At 68.9% G+C, this 17,065-nt stretch carries 14 protein-coding genes; 4 read left to right on the top strand and 10 right to left on the bottom strand.

Annotated features, from left to right (window positions below):
* Nucleotides 1–232 precede the first annotated feature (232 nt).
* From OX958_RS33995 to pseB, 8 genes are all read right to left on the bottom strand, one after another.
* The gene (locus OX958_RS33995; protein WP_270134443.1) at nt 233–1,885 is read right to left on the bottom strand and encodes a solute symporter family protein; all 1,653 of its coding nucleotides are present in this window, start codon (nt 1,883–1,885) and stop codon (nt 233–235) included.
* Complete coding sequence (locus tag OX958_RS33990) at nt 1,882–2,223, bottom strand: DUF485 domain-containing protein (RefSeq protein ID WP_270134441.1); 342 nt, start codon at nt 2,221–2,223, stop codon at nt 1,882–1,884. Before OX958_RS33990 ends, OX958_RS33995 begins: the two co-directional genes overlap by 4 nt.
* Before the next feature lie 83 nt (nt 2,224–2,306).
* A complete protein-coding gene (locus OX958_RS33985; protein ID WP_270134440.1) occupies nt 2,307–3,080 on the bottom strand; it encodes a class I SAM-dependent methyltransferase in 774 nt (257 codons plus the stop codon).
* A 38-nt stretch (nt 3,081–3,118) separates the two neighbouring features.
* Complete coding sequence (locus OX958_RS33980) at nt 3,119–3,856, bottom strand: glycosyltransferase family protein (RefSeq protein WP_270134439.1); 738 nt, start codon at nt 3,854–3,856, stop codon at nt 3,119–3,121.
* Nucleotides 3,853–4,683, bottom strand: a complete 831-nt coding sequence (locus OX958_RS33975) for a hypothetical protein (RefSeq protein ID WP_270134438.1) — start codon at nt 4,681–4,683, stop codon at nt 3,853–3,855. Before OX958_RS33975 ends, OX958_RS33980 begins: the two co-directional genes overlap by 4 nt.
* Nucleotides 4,683–6,074 (bottom strand): hypothetical protein, encoded by a 1,392-nt coding sequence (locus OX958_RS33970; protein ID WP_270134437.1) that lies wholly within the window; start codon nt 6,072–6,074, stop codon nt 4,683–4,685. Before OX958_RS33970 ends, OX958_RS33975 begins: the two co-directional genes overlap by 1 nt.
* Entirely contained in the window at nt 6,071–7,195 is a 1,125-nt protein-coding gene (locus OX958_RS33965; protein ID WP_270134435.1) for a DegT/DnrJ/EryC1/StrS family aminotransferase, read from the bottom strand. The genes OX958_RS33970 and OX958_RS33965 overlap by 4 nt, the downstream gene beginning before the upstream one ends.
* A 3-nt stretch (nt 7,196–7,198) precedes the next feature.
* A complete protein-coding gene (gene pseB, locus OX958_RS33960) occupies nt 7,199–8,176 on the bottom strand; it encodes a UDP-N-acetylglucosamine 4,6-dehydratase (inverting) (RefSeq protein ID WP_270134434.1) in 978 nt (325 codons plus the stop codon).
* Nucleotides 8,177–8,322: 146 nt separating this feature from the next.
* On the opposite strand from pseB, the gene OX958_RS33955 reads away from it, so the two are divergent.
* The gene (locus OX958_RS33955; protein WP_270134433.1) at nt 8,323–9,366 is read left to right on the top strand and encodes a PseG/SpsG family protein; all 1,044 of its coding nucleotides are present in this window, start codon (nt 8,323–8,325) and stop codon (nt 9,364–9,366) included.
* Here OX958_RS33955 and OX958_RS33950 read toward each other — a convergent pair.
* Together OX958_RS33950 and OX958_RS33945 are read right to left on the bottom strand one after the other, a co-directional pair.
* Nucleotides 9,359–11,578 carry a hypothetical protein gene (locus tag OX958_RS33950; RefSeq protein WP_270134431.1) on the bottom strand — a complete coding sequence of 740 codons (2,220 nt, stop codon included), beginning with the start codon at nt 11,576–11,578 and terminating at the stop codon, nt 9,359–9,361. The two genes, OX958_RS33955 and OX958_RS33950, sit on opposite strands and share 8 nt — an antisense overlap.
* Before the next feature lie 50 nt (nt 11,579–11,628).
* Nucleotides 11,629–14,085 (bottom strand): hypothetical protein, encoded by a 2,457-nt coding sequence (locus OX958_RS33945; protein ID WP_270134430.1) that lies wholly within the window; start codon nt 14,083–14,085, stop codon nt 11,629–11,631.
* A gap of 54 nt (nt 14,086–14,139) precedes the next feature.
* Here OX958_RS33945 and OX958_RS33940 point away from each other — a divergent pair, with 54 nt between their 5' ends.
* From OX958_RS33940 to OX958_RS33930, 3 genes are read left to right on the top strand one after another with little or no spacing between them, the layout of a single operon-like run.
* The gene (locus OX958_RS33940; protein ID WP_270134428.1) at nt 14,140–15,135 is read left to right on the top strand and encodes a glycosyltransferase family 2 protein; all 996 of its coding nucleotides are present in this window, start codon (nt 14,140–14,142) and stop codon (nt 15,133–15,135) included.
* An 11-nt stretch (nt 15,136–15,146) separates the two neighbouring features.
* Nucleotides 15,147–16,301, top strand: coding sequence for a dTDP-4-amino-4,6-dideoxygalactose transaminase (gene rffA / locus OX958_RS33935; protein WP_270134426.1), 1,155 nt, complete (start codon nt 15,147–15,149; stop codon nt 16,299–16,301).
* Nucleotides 16,298–17,062 (top strand): N-acetyltransferase, encoded by a 765-nt coding sequence (locus OX958_RS33930; protein WP_270134424.1) that lies wholly within the window; start codon nt 16,298–16,300, stop codon nt 17,060–17,062. The genes rffA and OX958_RS33930 overlap by 4 nt, the downstream gene beginning before the upstream one ends.
* The last annotated feature ends 3 nt before the right edge of the window (nt 17,063–17,065 follow it).

Below are 17,065 nucleotides of genomic sequence, written 5' to 3'. Positions count from 1 at the left end.
GCGAGCGTCAACGGTTCGTGCAGGTGCTGTTCGCCCGGGGGCGCTCGGCGGTCGTCGGAGGTCAACCAGCGGGTGGGGCGGAAGGCGGGCAGAACGACGAGGTGCCCCACCCGCCGCCCCTTGACCGCAGAGCCCACCGTGGGGGGCTCGGACAGAAAACGGCGGCCGTGAACAAGAAATATCTTGTTCACGGCCGCCATATGGTGTTCAAGCCCACCAGTGGTGGGCTTGGTTAGTGCTTGCCTGCACCCTCAGCACCCGCACCCGTGAGAGCGCGGACGGAGAGTTCGTTGTAGCGGTTCGCGGCGGACTTGTCCTTGCCGAGATAGGTGCCGACGACGCCGAGCAGGAAGCCCAGCGGGATGGAGACGATGCCCGGGTTGGAGAGCGGGAACCAGGCGAAGTCGGCGCCGGTGATCATCGAGGTCGGCTTGCCGGAGACGACCGGGGAGAAGATCACCAGGACCACGGCCGAGATCAGGCCGCCGTAGATGCTCCAGACCGCGCCCGAGGTGTTGAAGCGGCGCCAGAACAGGTTGAAAAGCAGGGCCGGCAGGTTGGCCGAGGCGGCGACCGCGAAGGCGAGCGCGACCAGGAAGGCGATGTTCAGCTTCTGGGCCGGGATCGCCAGACCGATGGCGACCGCGCCGATGCCGATCGCGGCGAAGCGGGCGACCCGGATCTCGTTCTTCTCGGTCACCTTGCCCTTGGCGATCACGTTCACGTACAGGTCGTGGGCGAACGACGACGCCGAGGTCAGCGTCAGCCCGGCCACCACCGCGAGGATGGTGGCGAAGGCGACCGCGGCGATCAGCGCGAGCAGGATCGCGCCGCCGAGCGAGCCGGCTCCGCCGCCGACCACTTCGGCGAGCAACACCGAGGCGGTGTTGCCCTTCGACTCCGCGACCGCGCTGTCCTTGCTGGTGTCGAGCAGCGCGGCGGCACCGAAGCCGAGCGCCAGTGTCATCAGGTAGAACGAGCCGATCAGGCCGATCGCCCACTGCACCGACCGCCGCGCCGACCGGGAGTCCGGCACGGTGTAGAAGCGGATCAGGATGTGCGGCAGACCCGCCGTACCGAGGACCAGCGCGAGCCCCAGCGACAGGAAGTCGATCTGGCCGACCAGGTCCTTGCCGTAGAGCAGGCCGGGCTGCAGGAACGCCTCGCCCTTGCCCGAGTTGGCCGCGGCGGCGCCGAGCAGCTTCGACGGGTTGAAGTCGAACTTCAGCAGCACCAGGAAGGTGATCAGCAGCGTGCCGGTCATCAGCAGCACGGCCTTCACGATCTGCACCCAGGTGGTGCCGCGCATGCCGCCGATCGTCACGTAGATGATCATCAGCGCGCCGACCAGTACGATCACGCCGGCCTTCAGGCCCTCGCTCGTCACCCCGAGCAGCAGCCCGACCAGCGAACCCGCGCCGACCATCTGGGCCAGCAGGTAGAAGATCGACACCACGATCGTGGACGACGCGGCCGCGGTCCGCACCGGCCGCTGCTTCATCCGGAAGGCCAACTGGTCGGCCATCGTGAAGCGGCCCGAGTTGCGCAGCAGTTCGGCGACCAGCAGCAGGGCGACCAGCCAGGCGACCAGGAAGCCGATCGAGTACAGGAAGCCGTCGTAGCCGTAGAGCGCGATCTGGCCGGAGATACCGAGGAAGGACGCCGCGGACATGTAGTCACCGGCGACGGCGAGGCCGTTCTGGGCGCCGCTGAAGGAGCGGCCACCGGCGTAGTAGTCGGCTGTCGTCTTGTTCTGCCGGGACGCCCACCAGGTGATGTACAGCGTCACGGCGACGACCGCGGTGAACAGCGAGATGGTCAGTGCCTGGTTGCCCGGCTCGGCGTCGGCGAGGGGCAGGAGCAGCGGTGTGGTCAGCTGTGTCATCGACGGCGCTCCCTCTTGTACTTGGCGTTCAGCCCGGCGGCCAGCGGGTCCAGCTTGCGGTTCGCGAACCGGCCGTAGAGGGCGGCGATGGCGAAGGTCGAGACGAACTGCAGCAGCCCGAAGACCAGCGCGACGTTGATGTGCCCGATCACCTGCTGGCTCATGAAGTCCCGCGCCCAGTTGTTACAGGCGACGTAGGCCAGGTACCAGACCATGAACGCGATCGTCCACGGCACGACGAAGTTCTTGTACCGCCGTTTCAGTTCCTGGAAGTCCCGCGCCTCGTGCACGGCCTCGTACGCACGAGCTTCCCGCTCCTGCCCAGTTTCCTCAGACATCTGCACCCCTCAGTCCGGAACGCGAACAAGGGCACGTTAGCGGTTGGTCGGCAGTTTGTGACCGAACGCAACAGAATCGTTCTTCAGGCCATCGTGCGGCGGTAGTTCGCCAGGTCGCTGGGGCGGGTGCGGTAGCAGTTGGTGAAGTACGGCATCCGCAGCGGCTCCGGCGGGCGGGCGGTGCCGTCGTAGATCGCGTCGATCTGCTCGAGCACCGATTCCCGTCGCGACTCGGTCAGCACCGCGATCCGCGAGTGGGACTGGGCGAGCTGCTTGAGCCCGTTGCGGTCGAGGTCGTGCCAGTGCCGGAACCGGGCCGTCTCGACCATCGAGAACAGGTCGGACTGGAGCAGCGTCGGCATCGGGTCGAACTCGTCGTTGCCGGCCAGGAAGTCCTCGCCGATCATCGTCCGGTGCAGCCGGCGGACCCACGGCACCACGGTGTCGTAGCTGTTCCAGAGCAGGCCGAGGACGCCGTGCGGGCGCAGTACCCGGGCGATCTCCGGCAGCGCTCGGGAGTGGTCGAACCAGTGGAAGGCCTGCCCGACGATCACCGCGTCGACCGAGGCGTGCGCGAGCGGGATCGACTCGGCGGCGCCGACCATCGTGTCCACCCCGGACAGCTTGCGGCAGACCGCCAGCATCTCCTCGGACGGATCGACCGCCACGACGTCGTGCCCGAGGGCGGCGGCGACCTGGGTGAGCTTGCCGGTACCGGCGCCGAGATCGAGGATCTGCAGCCGCCCCGGCCCGAGGATCCAGGTCAGCGCGTCGGCAGGGAACGTCGGCCGGCCGGCGTCGTACGCGGCCGCGACGGCGCCGAACGAGTGCGCGCGTGCTGAGTCATCGGTGGTCATTACCGTAAATCATGCCGTAGCCGTGGCCTCGCGGGGCGTCACTCGCCGAGCTTCTTCTGCTGGATGTGTGCGTTGAGCGCGACCAGCTCGGGGTGAGCGGCCAGAATCGCGACCAGTTCGGCGCAGTCGAGGCGGCTCGCGTCGTGCTCCTCGATCAGCGCGGTGAGCAGTTTGCGGTCGTCCTCGGTGTCCAGCGTCAGCCGGTACCGCGCTCCGTCGGGGGTCCCACCGCTCCACGGCTGGTTCAGCAGCCGTACGTCGCCCGGCCGGTTCTGGTGCAGGTACGGCGTGACGTGCTCCCGGTCGACCGCGAGCGTCGCCTTCGCGTCGGCGTCCAGCAGGCGCGCGGCCGAGAACACCTCGTACTCCATCCCGCGCGGATAGGTCCGCTCCAGGGCGTTCGACAGGTAGAGGTCCGGATCGTCCTCGGCGCGCCAGCGGTCGACACCGGCGGCCACCACCGCGGAGTCGATCAGCGGACAGTCCGACGTCACCCGGACCACCCCGTCCAGCCCGTACTGCAAAGCCGCGCCGGCGTACCGGGAGAGCACGTCCTGCTCGCTGCCCCGGAAGACCGGCAGCCCGAGCTTCTCGGTCAGGATCACGATCGGGTCGTCGTCGACGTTGGTGGTGGTCGCCACGATCACCGGCAGGCCGGTCGCGACCAGCCGCTCCAGGTGGTACTCGAGGTACGTCCGCCCGGCGGCGGTCAGCAACACCTTGGCGGGAAGCCGGGTGCTGGTGGCGCGAGCCTGGGTGATGATGCCGATCGTCATTGAAACGCTTTCTTCGTCGTCCACTGGAACATGTCCCGGATCTCCGCCGGGTGAGCGAGGTTCTCGACACCCAGTTCGGTGTCGGTGAACTCGCGGGCCTGCTGCAACGGTACGTAGGGCTGGTCCAGCTCGGGCCACAGCCGCTTGATCCGGGCCTGTCCGCCGAACGAGGGGTGCTCGTTCTCCAGCAGCATCGGGTCGCCGTAGACGCCGGGCTGCAGACCGAGGGAGGCGCCGTAGAGGACCGCCGAGCTGAGCCGGTTGGAGGCGACCCGGCGGTGCTTGCGAAGCTCCTTGAGCTGTTTGAGCAGGAAGTCCCGGTCGGTCTTGCGCCAGTGCAGGCCGCGGTACCCGTGGGTGATGACGCGGAAGCCGGCCTGCTCGTAGACCTGCCGGATCGCCACGTTCTCGTACTCGTTCCAGTACAGGCAGACCGTCACCGGGCCCTGCTCGTGCTCGTTGATCGAAGCAACGATCCGGCCGTGGTCGCCGAGCACGTGCTGGCCTTCCCAGCCGTGGAACGGGTAGAAGATGGTGCCCTGGGCATCGTTCGCGGGCGCCGCCAGCTCGGGGTGCAGTTGCAGGAGGTAGAGCCAGGGCGCGCCGATCACCGAGTAGTCGCGCAGCCCCATCGACCAGCCGCGGCGCCGCACGCTGTCCGACCAGACGAACTTGGGCATCCCGGCGACGAACGCGGTGTTGTACGCGAAGCCGTCCAGGATGTTCCACCCGTGCTGCAGGTAGCCCCAGATCCGCGGCGAGCCGCGCAGGCCGGCGTACGCCGCCATCACGTGCGCGTGGCCGTAGAAGTGGTTGGCGTGGTGCATCAGAGCCGCCGGAGGCGCTTCACGACGACGCGGGCGGGGTTGAGGACGGCGTGACCGATCCGGTATGGCCGGGACCGCCGGATGCCGTCCAGCTGGCTCTCGAACCAGGTCGCCTGTTCGTTGGCATCGGCAAGCTCCTGGGACAGCCTGGCGATCGTGGCCAGCTGCTCCGCCTGACCCTGCGGCCGAAGGTTGTCAATGGCAACGGTCAGCTCGCCGGTCACCTCCAGTCCGGCCATCGAGGCGAGGCGTGCCGTCAGTGCCTGCGTGTCACCCGCCCATGGTTGCCGCGAGCCCGCTTCCTGTGCGCGACGGACGAACCGGGCCAGATGCTCCACGGCGCCGCCGGACACCACGACGCCACTGCCGAACAGCCGGTACGCCGTACCGTCGACGATCACGTTGTCCGGAGACGCGATCGCCGCCGACTCCGGATCGAGGGAGTGCAGCCAGCTCACATAGGCCGGCACCGTACGCCGCAGCGCCGCCTGGTCGTCGACTTTCAGTGCCGCCAGCAACTTCTCTTCCAGCAGTACGCCGTCGCCGACCGGAATCGCCTTGTCCGGAAGCGTTTCCGGCGCCTTGTCGCCGACCACGAAGTACCAGACCGGCGCCAGCTCGCGACCCAGTCCAGCGGTGATCGCATCCTGCACCAGCCGATAGGGGTCCATCAGGGTCGGGCCGCTGTGACGCGCGGCGACCGACCTGGCGATCGCCGAGGCGGTCAGCGGCCCGGTCGGTGACAGGAGAGCGAGGTCGGCCGCGACGAGATCGGGGTACACGCTGTAGACGGTGGTGGCGGCCGCCAGCGCGCCGAGCGCTGTCCGGATACCCGCCAAGCCGACCGGGGCCTCGAGCGCACCGCCCACCACGCCGGGCCAGTCCTCGTTGCGGGGAACCCCAGCGGTCACGTCCGGCTGGATCAACCGCTCGATGCCGAAGGCGTTCTCGGCGGCCAGCAGCAGCCGGCCACGAGGTGCCATCCGCGCCTTGAGCAGCGCGAGGCCTTCCGTCCAGGACATGGCGGGGGTGTCGGGGCCGATCAGCCGGGGCAGCCCGTCGAGGGCCACGACCACGTCGTACAGGTCGGTGCCGGTGAAGCGGTCGAGGGCGCCGCAGTACACCCGACCGCTGACGACCCGGGCGATCTGCTCGGCATCAGGAGCCGATCGGACCAGTACGTCGACCGTCGAGGCCCTGGTCGCGATCAGCTCGAGCAGTTGCAGGGAATGCGGCCCGACGACGAGCACCTTGTCGGTCGGTCGCAGCGTCGCGTCCAGCAGCGCGGCGGTCGCGGAGCCGCCCGTCGCCGGTCGTCCGTCGGAAGGCCGGAGGTCGGACCAGTTGAGCATCTCCGCGCCGACCATCAGCAGGCCTGAAGTAGTAGTCACCGCACCAGTTTCGTCAGTGTCTCGATCACCCGGTCGACGTCGGCGTCGGTCAGGTCGGGGAACATCGGCAGCGAGAGCTCCTCGCGGTAGAACTGCTCCGCGTTGGGGCACAGGCCGCGCTGGTAGCCCTGTTCGGCGAAGACAGGGTGCCAATAGACAGGAATGTAGTTCACCTGGACGCCGATCCCCGCGGCGCGCATCCCCTCGAACACTTCCCGCCGCCGGTCACCGAGGACCCGGACCGGGTAGAGATGCCAGGCGGGATCGACTCCGGCGCGCTGCACCGGCGTCCGGAGGCCGTCGACGGAGGCGAGGGCTTCGTTGTACCGCGCGGTGATCTCGGTGCGGCGCTGCTTGAAGGCGGCGAGCCGGCGCAGCTGCGACAGGCCGAGCGCGCAGGCCAGGTCGGTCAGGCGGTAGTTCACGCCGAACTCGTGCACCTCCTGGTGCCACGGGCCCTCGTCGGTGATCGCGAACCGGGCCGGGTCGCGGACCAGCCCGATGAAGTGGAACTCTTGCACCCGCTGGGCCACCGCGGGGTCCTTGGCGACGACCGCGCCGCCCTCACCGGTGGTGAGGTTCTTGGTCGGGAAGAAGGACAGCGTGGTGACGTCGGCGAGGTCACCGACCGGGCGGCCGCCGGCGAAGCCGCCGACGGAGTGGGCCGCGTCGTCCAGAGTCGAGGCGCCGACGCGGTCAGCGATCGGCTGGAGGGCCGCGTAGTCGGCGGGGTGACCGGCGTAGTCGACCGCGGCGATCACCTTGGTGCGGTCGGTGGTGACCGCGGCGACGGCGGCCGGGTCGAGCAGCGCGGTGTCCTCCTCGACGTCGGCGAAGACGATCTTGGCGCCGAGGATCGCGGCGGACGAGGCGGTCGCCACGAAGGTCATCGGGGTGGTCACCACCTCGTCGCCGGGGCCGACGCCCAGACCGGCGTACGCCATGTGGAGGGCGGCGGTGCCGGAGGTGCAGGAGATCGCCCGATGACCGCCGGTGAGCTCGGAGACGGCGTTCTCGAAGGCGGTCACGGCCGGGCCGGTGGTGAGCCAGTCACCGCGCAGTACGGCGGTGACGGCCTCGATGTCCTCCGCCGAGATCGACTGGCGACCGTAGGGAAGCATCGCTCAGTCCTCGAGGATCTTGCGGATCTCGTCGATCGAGTACCACTGGTTGTTGGTGTCCGACGCGTAGTGGAAGTCGGGCGCGACCGGGATGCCACCCGGCGGCGGGGTGTAGCCCCAGGAGGCCAGGTCGGGCTGCAGGACGAACCGGTTGCCGAGGGTCAGCGCCCGGCGGCCCTCCTCCGGGCTGATCATCTCCTCGTGCAGCTTCTCGCCCGGCCGCAGCCCGACGTCGTGCATCGTGGCGCCCGGCGCGATCGCCTCGGCCAGGTCGGTCACCTTCATCGACGGGATCCGCGGCACGTACAGCTCGCCGCCGGTCATCAGCTCGAACGAGTCGACCACGAACTCGACCGCGTCCGGCAGCGTGATCAGGAACCGGGTGCAGCGCAGATCGGTGATCGGCAGCGACTGACCGGCCTCGTGCAGAGCCCGGAACTTCGGGATGATCGAGCCGCGGCTGCCCATCACGTTGCCGTACCGGACCACACTGAAGCGGGTCTCGTACGCCGCCGCGTAGTGGTTGCCGTTGATGAACAGCTTGTCCGCGGTCAGCTTGGTCGCGCCGTACAGGTTGATCGGGCTGGACGCCTTGTCGGTGGACAGCGCGACGACGCGCTTGACGCCCGAGTCGATCGCCGCCTCGATCACGTTCTGCGAGCCGATCACGTTGGTCTGGACGAACTCCCACGGGTTGTACTCACCGCTGTCCACCTGCTTCAGCGCCGCCGCGTGCACGACGTAGTCGACCCGGTGCATCGCCCGCATCAGCCGGGCCCGGTCCCGCACGTCCCCGAGGAAGAACCGCAGCCGCGGATCGTCGCCGAACGCGGCCCGCACCTCCCACTGCTTCAGCTCGTCCCGGCTGAACACGATCACCCGCCGCGGGTCGAGGTGCTCCAGCGCATGCTGGATGAACGCCCGGCCGAAGGACCCGGTGCCTCCGGTGACGAGAATGTCGGAGCCGGTGAGGATGGACACGTCAGACCCTTCTGAGGCACATTTCCGAACCACGCGATCACACCGCGCAAGTCCGTACCTTAGCTGGCGGCCCCCGGCGCGCTGCCGTTCCCCTGTGCGGTGCGCGGATCGAACGGCGGGCCCGGCCGACCCGATACGGTCTGGGCGTGGATCGGGTGCTGCGGGTCGGGGTCAGGTGTGATGTCGGGGTGCGGCGTGGGGTGGGGCACGTGATGCGGAGCCTGGCGTTCGCGGAGGAGTTGCGGCGGCGTGGGGTCGAGGTGGTGTTCGTCTGCGACAGCCCGACCGTGCCTTGGGCGGATGCGCAGATCCGGGGGCGGGGGATCGCGGTCGAGGCGGCGGTGTGGACGCCGGACGAGCATGTGCGGCTGGTCGAGCGATTGGGGCTCGATGCGGTGGTGTTCGACTCCTATGACCTGCCGGGCGAGGTCTTCGGCGCCGTACGCCGGTCTGGGGTGCCCACGCTGGCGATCGTGGACGGTGACCTGCGTGGAGCCGATGCCGACCTGCTGGTGGACCAGAATCTGGGAGCAGAGTTCGACCAGCCCGTGCTGCCTGCGGGCGCGGTGAGGCTGGCTGGGCTCGACTACGTGTTGCTGCGCGACGACGTGCTGGCTCTCCGACCTTCCGACCCACCTGTACTCCGGCAGTCCGGGGTGCCCAAGGTGTTCGCTTTCTTCGGTGGCACTGACGCCTACGGCGCCGGACCGTACGTCGTACGCGCGCTGGCGGCGACAGGTGTGCCGTTCGAAGCGACAGTGGTTGCCCCCGGCGAGCAGTTGGTCGAGGCGATCTCCGCAGTGCCGCTGGAGGCCGAGCAGCGGGTGCAGGTGATCGGGCCGACCTCTCAGCTGGCTCAAGCCGTCGTGGAGTCTGACCTGGTAGTCAGCGCCTCCGGTACGTCGACCTGGGAGCTGCTGTGTCTGGGAGCCACCGCTGGTCTCGTGTGCGTGGTCGACAACCAGGAGATGGGCTACGAGCGAGCAGTAGCCACCGGGGCGGCAGCCGGCGTCGGCACACTCGCCGCGCTCAAGGCTGACCCGACAGAGGCGGCAGCAGTTCTGCGGTCTCTGCTGACAGACGCCCCACGGCGTACTCAGCTCGCTCAAGCCGGCTGGAAGCTGGTGGACGGCCAAGGCCGGGTCCGTGTAGCCGATGCTCTCCTGCAGTTGATCGACGCAGCTACCTGATCTCGTAGATCGTCGCGTCCAGCGTCGCGTGCCGCAGCCGCACGTACTGCTTCAGCTCCGGCGAGATCTCCCCGGCCAGGTTGTCGGCGTACAGCCAGCGCACGCCCAGCTTCCGCAGCCGCGCGATGATCGCCACCGACGGTGAGGTGAAGGTGGCGTCGTTCGCCGCGAGTTGCTCCTTGTTCCAGTACGGCACCTGACTCGGCTCGATCCCGGTGGTGGCCGAGATGCGGCTGGACCTGTTGGTCCGGACCCAGCCCTCGATCAGCACCTGCCGCTCGGACAGGGCCGCGATCCAGAAGTGCCGGCTGTCGCAGCTCTCACCCGACTGCGCGATGCAGTGCGCGTTGGTGGCGATCAGATCCTCGCGAGGCGTGTTCTCCTTCAGCCAGCGAGCAGCATCTGCCTGAGCCTCGGTCGGCCCGCCACGAGCGGGCCGGCCGTAGGCGATGTCACCCGCCTGCTCGGACACCAGCCCGAACAGGGGCAGCGTCATCGCACCGACCATGCCGGCAGTCACCACGGCCGCGCAGAAGGCCGTCGCCAAGCCGCCCTTGCGCCGACCGGCCTTCCAGCCGGCCGCAACCACCAGTCCGACCACCAGCAGCGCGGCAACCGTCCAGATCAACGGCTCCTTGACGCCTTGCAGCTCCGCAGAGGACCAACGAGCAAAGCCACAACCGATCAACCCGAGCCAGGCAGCCACCGCCACCAGTACGGCGCTGCGGCGGTCGTCCAGCCGCTCGACCAGCCGGGCCAGGCCGACGCAGGAAAGCACCGCCAGGAAGGGAAAAGCCATCCGGTAGAACGACAGTGGCTGACTGGTCACCAGCGCCGCCACGAAGCCACCGATGGCGAAGCCGGCCACATAGATCCCGCCCGCGTCCCGCCAGAACCTTCGCAGGAACAACACCCCGGCAACAGCGAGCCCCCAGGCCGCGAGGATCACCACCGCACTGATCAACTCGGCCCGCTGGTCGCTCTCCACCGCCGCCCGGATCGACTCGTACGGCGGGAGCTGGGTGAACAGGTCGCCGAACTTCACCTGCAACCCGGACGACTCACCGCCGAAGACGACCACCACCGACCCGACGAACAACCCCAGCGCGATCACCACGCCGAAGAACGCGTTGCGGGTCGACCGCCGGAACAGGAACACCAGCAAGAACCCGCAGACAGCCATCGGCAGCACGGTCGCCTTGGCACCCGCCGCGGCGAGCGCCACCAGGAGCAGCAACAACCAGCGACTCCGCGGCGGTTGCTTGCGCAGCAGGTCGATCGCCAGCACCGCCAGTACGAGGGCGAACATCAGGCCCAGGTTCTGGGTAGGGCTCAGATAGGCCCCGGAGACCATCGAGACCCCGCCGATCGACAGATCCTTCAGTGGCTCCAACGCCCCGCCCAGACCCGCGACCAGGATGGCGAGCGGCCCGGCCCACACCGCGGCAGCACTCTCACCGGGCTGGACGAAACGCTGCATCACCGCGAAGACCAGCCCGCAGCCCGCCAGCGCGAACGGCAGCCAGACCAGCGTGTAGATCAGTTGAGTGAGCTCGACCCCGGTCGCCCACGACGTCGCCGCGGTGAGCTGGTGGAAGAACGTGTGGAACTTCATCGGCTCGCCGCCGAGCCACAGCGGCACGACCGGTACGTCGGCCTTCGCGCTGGCCGCGAGCGCCTGGTGGAAGGCCATCCCTGGATCGCTGACCGACGGATCCGTGTACGCCGGTGCGTAGCGCTCCGGCCCGTTCCGGTAGATCGCGAACAGCACCAGCGCGGTCGCCAGCGAGGTCAACCAGGCGGTCAAGGGCGCCAGCGGAGCCTCGACCCGGCGCCAGACCCGGTTGCGTACATCGCGATCGAGGACACCGAGCACGAGCACGATCGGTGCCCATCCCCAGGCCCAGCGCTGCAGCCCGACCGAGGACGCGGCGAGGTACACGATCAGCTGGGCCGCTGTCCCGATCGCGAACCCGGCAGCGAAGTCCTCCACCAGGTTGCGGCGGTAGGCGCCGACCAGTCGCCAGATCACCAGGCCGGGCAGCAGCACGGCCACCACGACGTACAGACCGAACTTGGCCACGTCGAAGACCGGCGCGCGGGAGAGCAGCAGCACCAGGACCAGCAACAGCACCGGTAGTGCCGCCATCCGCCCGGCGAGGGTGCCGGCCCCGGTTTCCCTCGGCCCGCGCCGTCGAGCCCTGGAGTGCATGCCGGTCACCCTAATGCCGCGACGGCTCCGATGCGTAGGCGGACTGTTACTCAGCGAAGCTCGTAGATCAGCGCGTCGGCCGTCCTGAAGCGCAGGGTGGCCAGACTGTTCAGGGTGCTTGAGACGATCGTCTGAGTCGGGTCGGCGTACAACCAGCGGACGCCGTACTTCTCCTGCAGCACCCGCAGGTTGTCCCGGGTCGGCGCGACGAAGACGATGTCGTTCTCCTGCAGCCTGGCCTGGTCCCAGAACGGCAGCGAGTTCGGGCCCATCCCGGTGCCGGCGACCAGGTCGTTCAGAGTGTTGGTGTAGGCCCAGCCTTCGAGCAGCACGTGCCGTTCCGACAACGCCGAGATCCAGAAGTGCCGGGCGTCGCAGCCGATCGTGTTCTTCATCGCGCAGTGCGCGTTGGTCGCGATCAGTTCTCCGGGTGCCGCGTGGTCGCGCAGCCAGCGGGCCGCTTCGGCCTGGCTGCTGGTCGGTCCGAGCAACTGCTTGTCCGTCTGCGGCGCGAGCGTGACCGGCCGGTACTGCGCCATCGCCTGCACCGGAAGGAACAGGCCGGCTCCCATCCCGGCGAGCAGGAAGGACGCCAGCGCGATCCGGGTCGGCCGGCCCCGGCGATGACCGAGTTTCCACAGGCCGGTGACGGCAGCCGCGACCAGGAGCAACAGCCCGATCGTCCACACCCAGGGCCCGATCAGCCCCTGAAGCGATCCGTCGGCCTGCCGGAACGGCTTGGCGTCCGCCCGGACGATCGCCCGGGCCGCGGCGGTGGCGCCGATTCCTCCCAGCACCGAGGCGAGCACGATCAGGTCGGACCGCTTGTCGGCGAACCAGAACACGACCATCCACACGCCGGCCGCGGCCAGCGCCGCGATCACCGGTACGGCGGTGCGGTGGAAGTACAGCTGGCTGGTCCCCGGCTGGTCGGTCAGGATCATCGCGCAGAAGCCGGCGATCGAGATGCCGACCAGGAAGATCGTCCCGGGGTCGCGGAACCAGCGGGCCGAGCTGCCGAGCAGCATCACCAGTCCGGCCGTGCCGAGCACCAGCCCGAGGCAGGCGGTGATACCGCTGATCCACATCGCGCTGTGGTCGAACTGCCCGGACGGCAACGGATCGGCGATCTGCGGGTAGATGCCGATCTTGGCGAACGTCACCCACGGCTTCACCGCCAGCCCGGACGAGTGCATGCCGAAGACCACCACGATCGAGGCGGCGAAGAGCCCGCCCAGCACGGCGGCGATGAGCAGGGCGACCCCGGACAGCCGGCCGTAGCAGAGCCGGATGAAGACGACCAGCGCGAGACCGCAGATGATCAACGGCAGCACGGTTGCCTTCGAGCCCGAACCGGCCGCGGCGATCACGACGAACAGCAACCACGAAGAGGGCGCGCTGCGGTCGCGCAGCAGGTCGATCCCCATGATGGCGAGCAGCACGACCAGGGCTCCGCCGAGGTTCTGCGTCGGGCTGCCCCAGACGTAGTTCATCAGGCCCTCGGACAGCAGTGATGCCTGTGGATAAACGCTGACCGTGCCGCCGACGGCGGCCACCGCGATCGCCAGCGGACCGGCCCAGCGTGAGCTCGGGGCCAGCCGGTCGGTGAGCGCGAAGATCAACGCCAGCCCGGCGATCAGCAGTGGTACCCAGCCGATGGTGTAGACGAGGTCGGTCAGGTCAATGCCGGTCGCCCACGAGGTGGCAGCCGTGAACTGGTGCCAGAAGTAGTGATAGTCCATCTGCTCGCCTGCGACGTACGGCGCCTGCAGTGGGAAGTCGTACTTCGCACTGGCCGACAGTGCTTGATGGAAAGCCATGTCAGGCGAGTTGGAGCGTGCATCTGTATAGGGCGCCGGCAGCAGGTTGCGGTAGCGGCCAGTGCCGTACAGCGGGAGCGCGCAAGCCAGCACGATCAGCCAGGCGGTCAGCGGGTGCACCGGTCGATCGACCTTGCTCAGCACTCGCCGGCGCCAGGCCGGGACCGAGACACCGACCAGCAGGACGGGAGCTGCCCACAGCCAGGCCCACTGCTGCAGTCCCAGTGGGGCGACGGCCATGTAGACCAGCAGCAGGATGGACACGCCGACCAGCGCTCCGGCCGCGAGGTCCTCGATCAGGTTGTGGCGTGACGGGCTGGCCAGCCGCCACAGGATGAAACCGGGCAGCGTCAGCCCGAAGACCCAGAACCGCAGCAGCGCCACGATGCTGTCCCCGGACGCGTGCCCAGCCATCAGCCAGATCGACAGCACGGCCAACGCGACACCCGCGCCGGCCTTCACCAAGCGCGCGGTCAGTGTCTCCGGCCCTTGGCGAGCAGGGGCCTGCGGCGGCCGGATGAAACCTCTGAACTTCCGCGACGAAGCCCGCAACCGGGCGGCCTCCCGGAGCCGAGTCTCCTCGATCTCGCGGGCTTCCTCCAGCTGACGGGCACTGTCACGCCGCAGGGCTGCCTGGCGCCGGCGATCGGCGAGGCTGCCGGGCGCATCGCCCGTCACGATTGACACTGGAGCAGCCTATCCGCGCACCAGCCGAGTAATCTCCCCGCAAGGGAGGTCCTCATGCCGGTCAGCCAGCCTGTCCTGTCCGTCGTCGTGCCGATGTACGACGAGGAGGAGGTGCTGCCGATCTTCTTCGAGCGGATGCACCCCCTACTGGACGGTCTGGGCATCGACTACGAGGTACTGGTGGTCGACGACGGCAGCCGGGACAGGACAGCGGCCCTGGTTACCGAGGCAGCCGGCCACTGGCCGCAACTGCGACTGGTCCGCCTGCTTCGCAACTCCGGCCACCAGGCCGCTCTGTCGGCAGGCTTCCGCCGGGCGCGCGGTGAGTACGTCGTCACCATCGACGCCGACCTGCAGGATCCACCGGAGGTCATCGCCGAACTGCTCGCCGCTGCCCGCGACCAGGACGTCGACGTCGTGTACGGCGTCCGCTCCGACCGCTCCAGCGACTCCTGGCCGAAGCGCACCACCGCCCGGCTGTACTACCGGCTCATGTGCCGCCTGGTCGGCAAGCAGATCCCCTTCGACGCCGGCGACTTCCGCCTGGTCTCGCGCCGGGTCGTGGACGCGGTGAACGCCCTGCCCGAGGACGGCCGGGTCTTCCGGCTGGTGATCCCGTGGCTGGGCTTCCCGAGCGCCGAGGTCGCCTACGTTCGCGCGGAGCGGGCGGCCGGCGTGACGAAGTACAACTGGTCGAAGATGTTCCGGCTGGCCTTCGACAGCGTGACCGCCTTCTCGGCGGCGCCACTGAGGCTGGCCACCTGGCTCGGTCTGCTCGGCGGGCTGCTGTCTTCCGGGGTGGTGGTCGCCGCACTGATCATCAAGCTGGCTGGGCGCAGCGTTCCCGGCTGGACGTCGACAGTGCTCGCAGTAGGAGTCATCGGTGCGATCCAGCTGCTGTGCCTCGGCCTGCTGGGCGAGTACGTCGCCCGGTTGTTCCAGTCGAGCCAGCGCCGGCCACAGTTCCTGGTCGGGTACGACAGCCTCGAAGACCCTGGTCACCACAGCTTCCCAGAGGTGATCGAGACCCCCGAAACCGACCAGCGGTAAGCTCCGGACCCATGCCGGAGCTGTCACCCATCCCGTTCGTCAAGGCATTCCTGGCAGGTGACGAGCTGGCCTACGTGAGCCAGTCCTTCAGCTCTGCCGCCGTCACGGGTGACGGTCCGTTCACGGCTCGCGCGACCGAGCTGATCACCAAGCTCACCGGCGGCATCGCGTCGTTGCTGACCACCTCGTGCACGCACGCGCTGGAGCTGACCGCGTTGCTGCTCGACCTCGCGCCGGGGGACGAGGTGATCATGCCGTCGTTCACCTTCGTCTCCACCGCCAACGCCTACGTACTGCGGGGCGCGGTCCCCGTCTTCGTCGACATCCGGCCGGACACGCTGAACCTGGACGAGACCCGGCTGGAGGCCGCTGTCACCGCTCGGACGAAGGCGATCGTGGTGGTCCACTACGCGGGTGTCGCGGCCGCGATGGACGAGGTGCAGGCGGTCGCGGCGAAGTACGGGCTGGCAGTGATCGAGGACAACGCGCACGGGCTCGGCGGGTCGTACCGCGGTCGCCCGCTCGGCTCCTTCGGGTTGATGGCGACGCAGTCGTTCCACGGGACCAAGAACGTGCACTGCGGTGAAGGGGGCGCGCTGGTGCTCAACGACGCCGGCCTGGTCGAGCGGGCCGAGGTGATCCGGGAGAAGGGCACGAACCGCAGCCAGTTCTTCCGCGGCCAGGTGGACAAGTACCGCTGGGTCGACATCGGTTCCAGCTACCTGCCGGCCGATCCGCTGGCCGCCTTTCTGACGGCCCAGTTGGAGCAGTTCGAGCAGATCCAGGCGCCTCGGTACGCGATCTGGCAGCGGTACGACGAGGAGCTCGCCGTCTGGGCCGCGTCGCGAGGTGTCGGCGTACCGACCGTGCCTGCCGAGTGTGCGCATCCAGCACACCTTTACTACTTGCTGATGCCGACACACGAGGATCAGCAAGGCCTGATAGCCCACCTGCGGGAGCTCAACATCAGCGCACCGTTCCACTACGTCCCGCTGCACTCGTCACCAGCCGGTGAACGCTATGGCCGAGTCGCGCCGGGCGGCTGCGAGGTCACCGACCGGGTCAGCGACAGACTCGTGCGGCTGCCTCTGTTCAGCCAACTGACAGCGGCTGAACAGACACGGGTGATCGAGGGCGTCACCTCCTACGACCTGGTGGCCGCATGAGCTGGTACGACGCCCTGGAAGCCGGCGAGCTGACCAGTACGCCGGGGGAGTACGAGGCGAAGCGTTTCGGCGTCTCGGTCGACCGCATCTCCGTGTCGGCCTCAGCCGGTACGCCGCTCGACGAGGTGCTCGCCGCTGTCGACAAGTCCTCCGCCGACGTCGTCGTACTGCGCTACCCCGCCCGTGAGGTGACCTGGTTCGCGGCGCTCGCCACCGGGTCGCGGACGGCGCTGCTCGCGGACAGCCTTGTGTACTGGGCGCTACCGGTCGGCAAGGGGCGTCGCCCGGCACCGCTGGCCGGGTTCAACGCCAGCCTGGAGAAGGAGGTCGACGACGGCCTCGTGGACGACCTGGTCGGCGACATTTTCGGCGACTACGGCAACCACTACTGCGCCAACCCGCTGTTCAAGCGCTCGGAGGCACTGGCCGGGTATCAGGAGTGGGCCCGGCGCAGCGTCGCCGAGTCAGGTGCCGTCGTACTGCGTGGGCCGGATCGCCGGGTGCTCGCTCTGGCGACGGTCGACCAGCAGCGGTCGTGGACCGAGGTCCAGCTTGCCGGGGTGGTTCCGGCCGAGCAGGGCCGCGGGCGGTACGGGCACCTGCTCGCAGCGGTCGAAGATGCCAGTACCGGCACGCGGTTGGTGATCTCCACGCAGGGACATAACACTGGGGTGCAGAGGGCATGGGCGAGGTACGGGTTCGAGCCTGTGCATACCCTGCTGACAGTGCACTTAGTAGCCGATCGGCTACTGCTAGCATGACGA

This window comes from Kribbella sp. CA-293567 (genome assembly GCF_027627575.1).
Classification (GTDB): domain Bacteria; phylum Actinomycetota; class Actinomycetes; order Propionibacteriales; family Kribbellaceae; genus Kribbella.
Note: the sequence above shows the minus strand (reverse complement) of the source record. Positions and strands in the feature narration are given on the sequence as shown.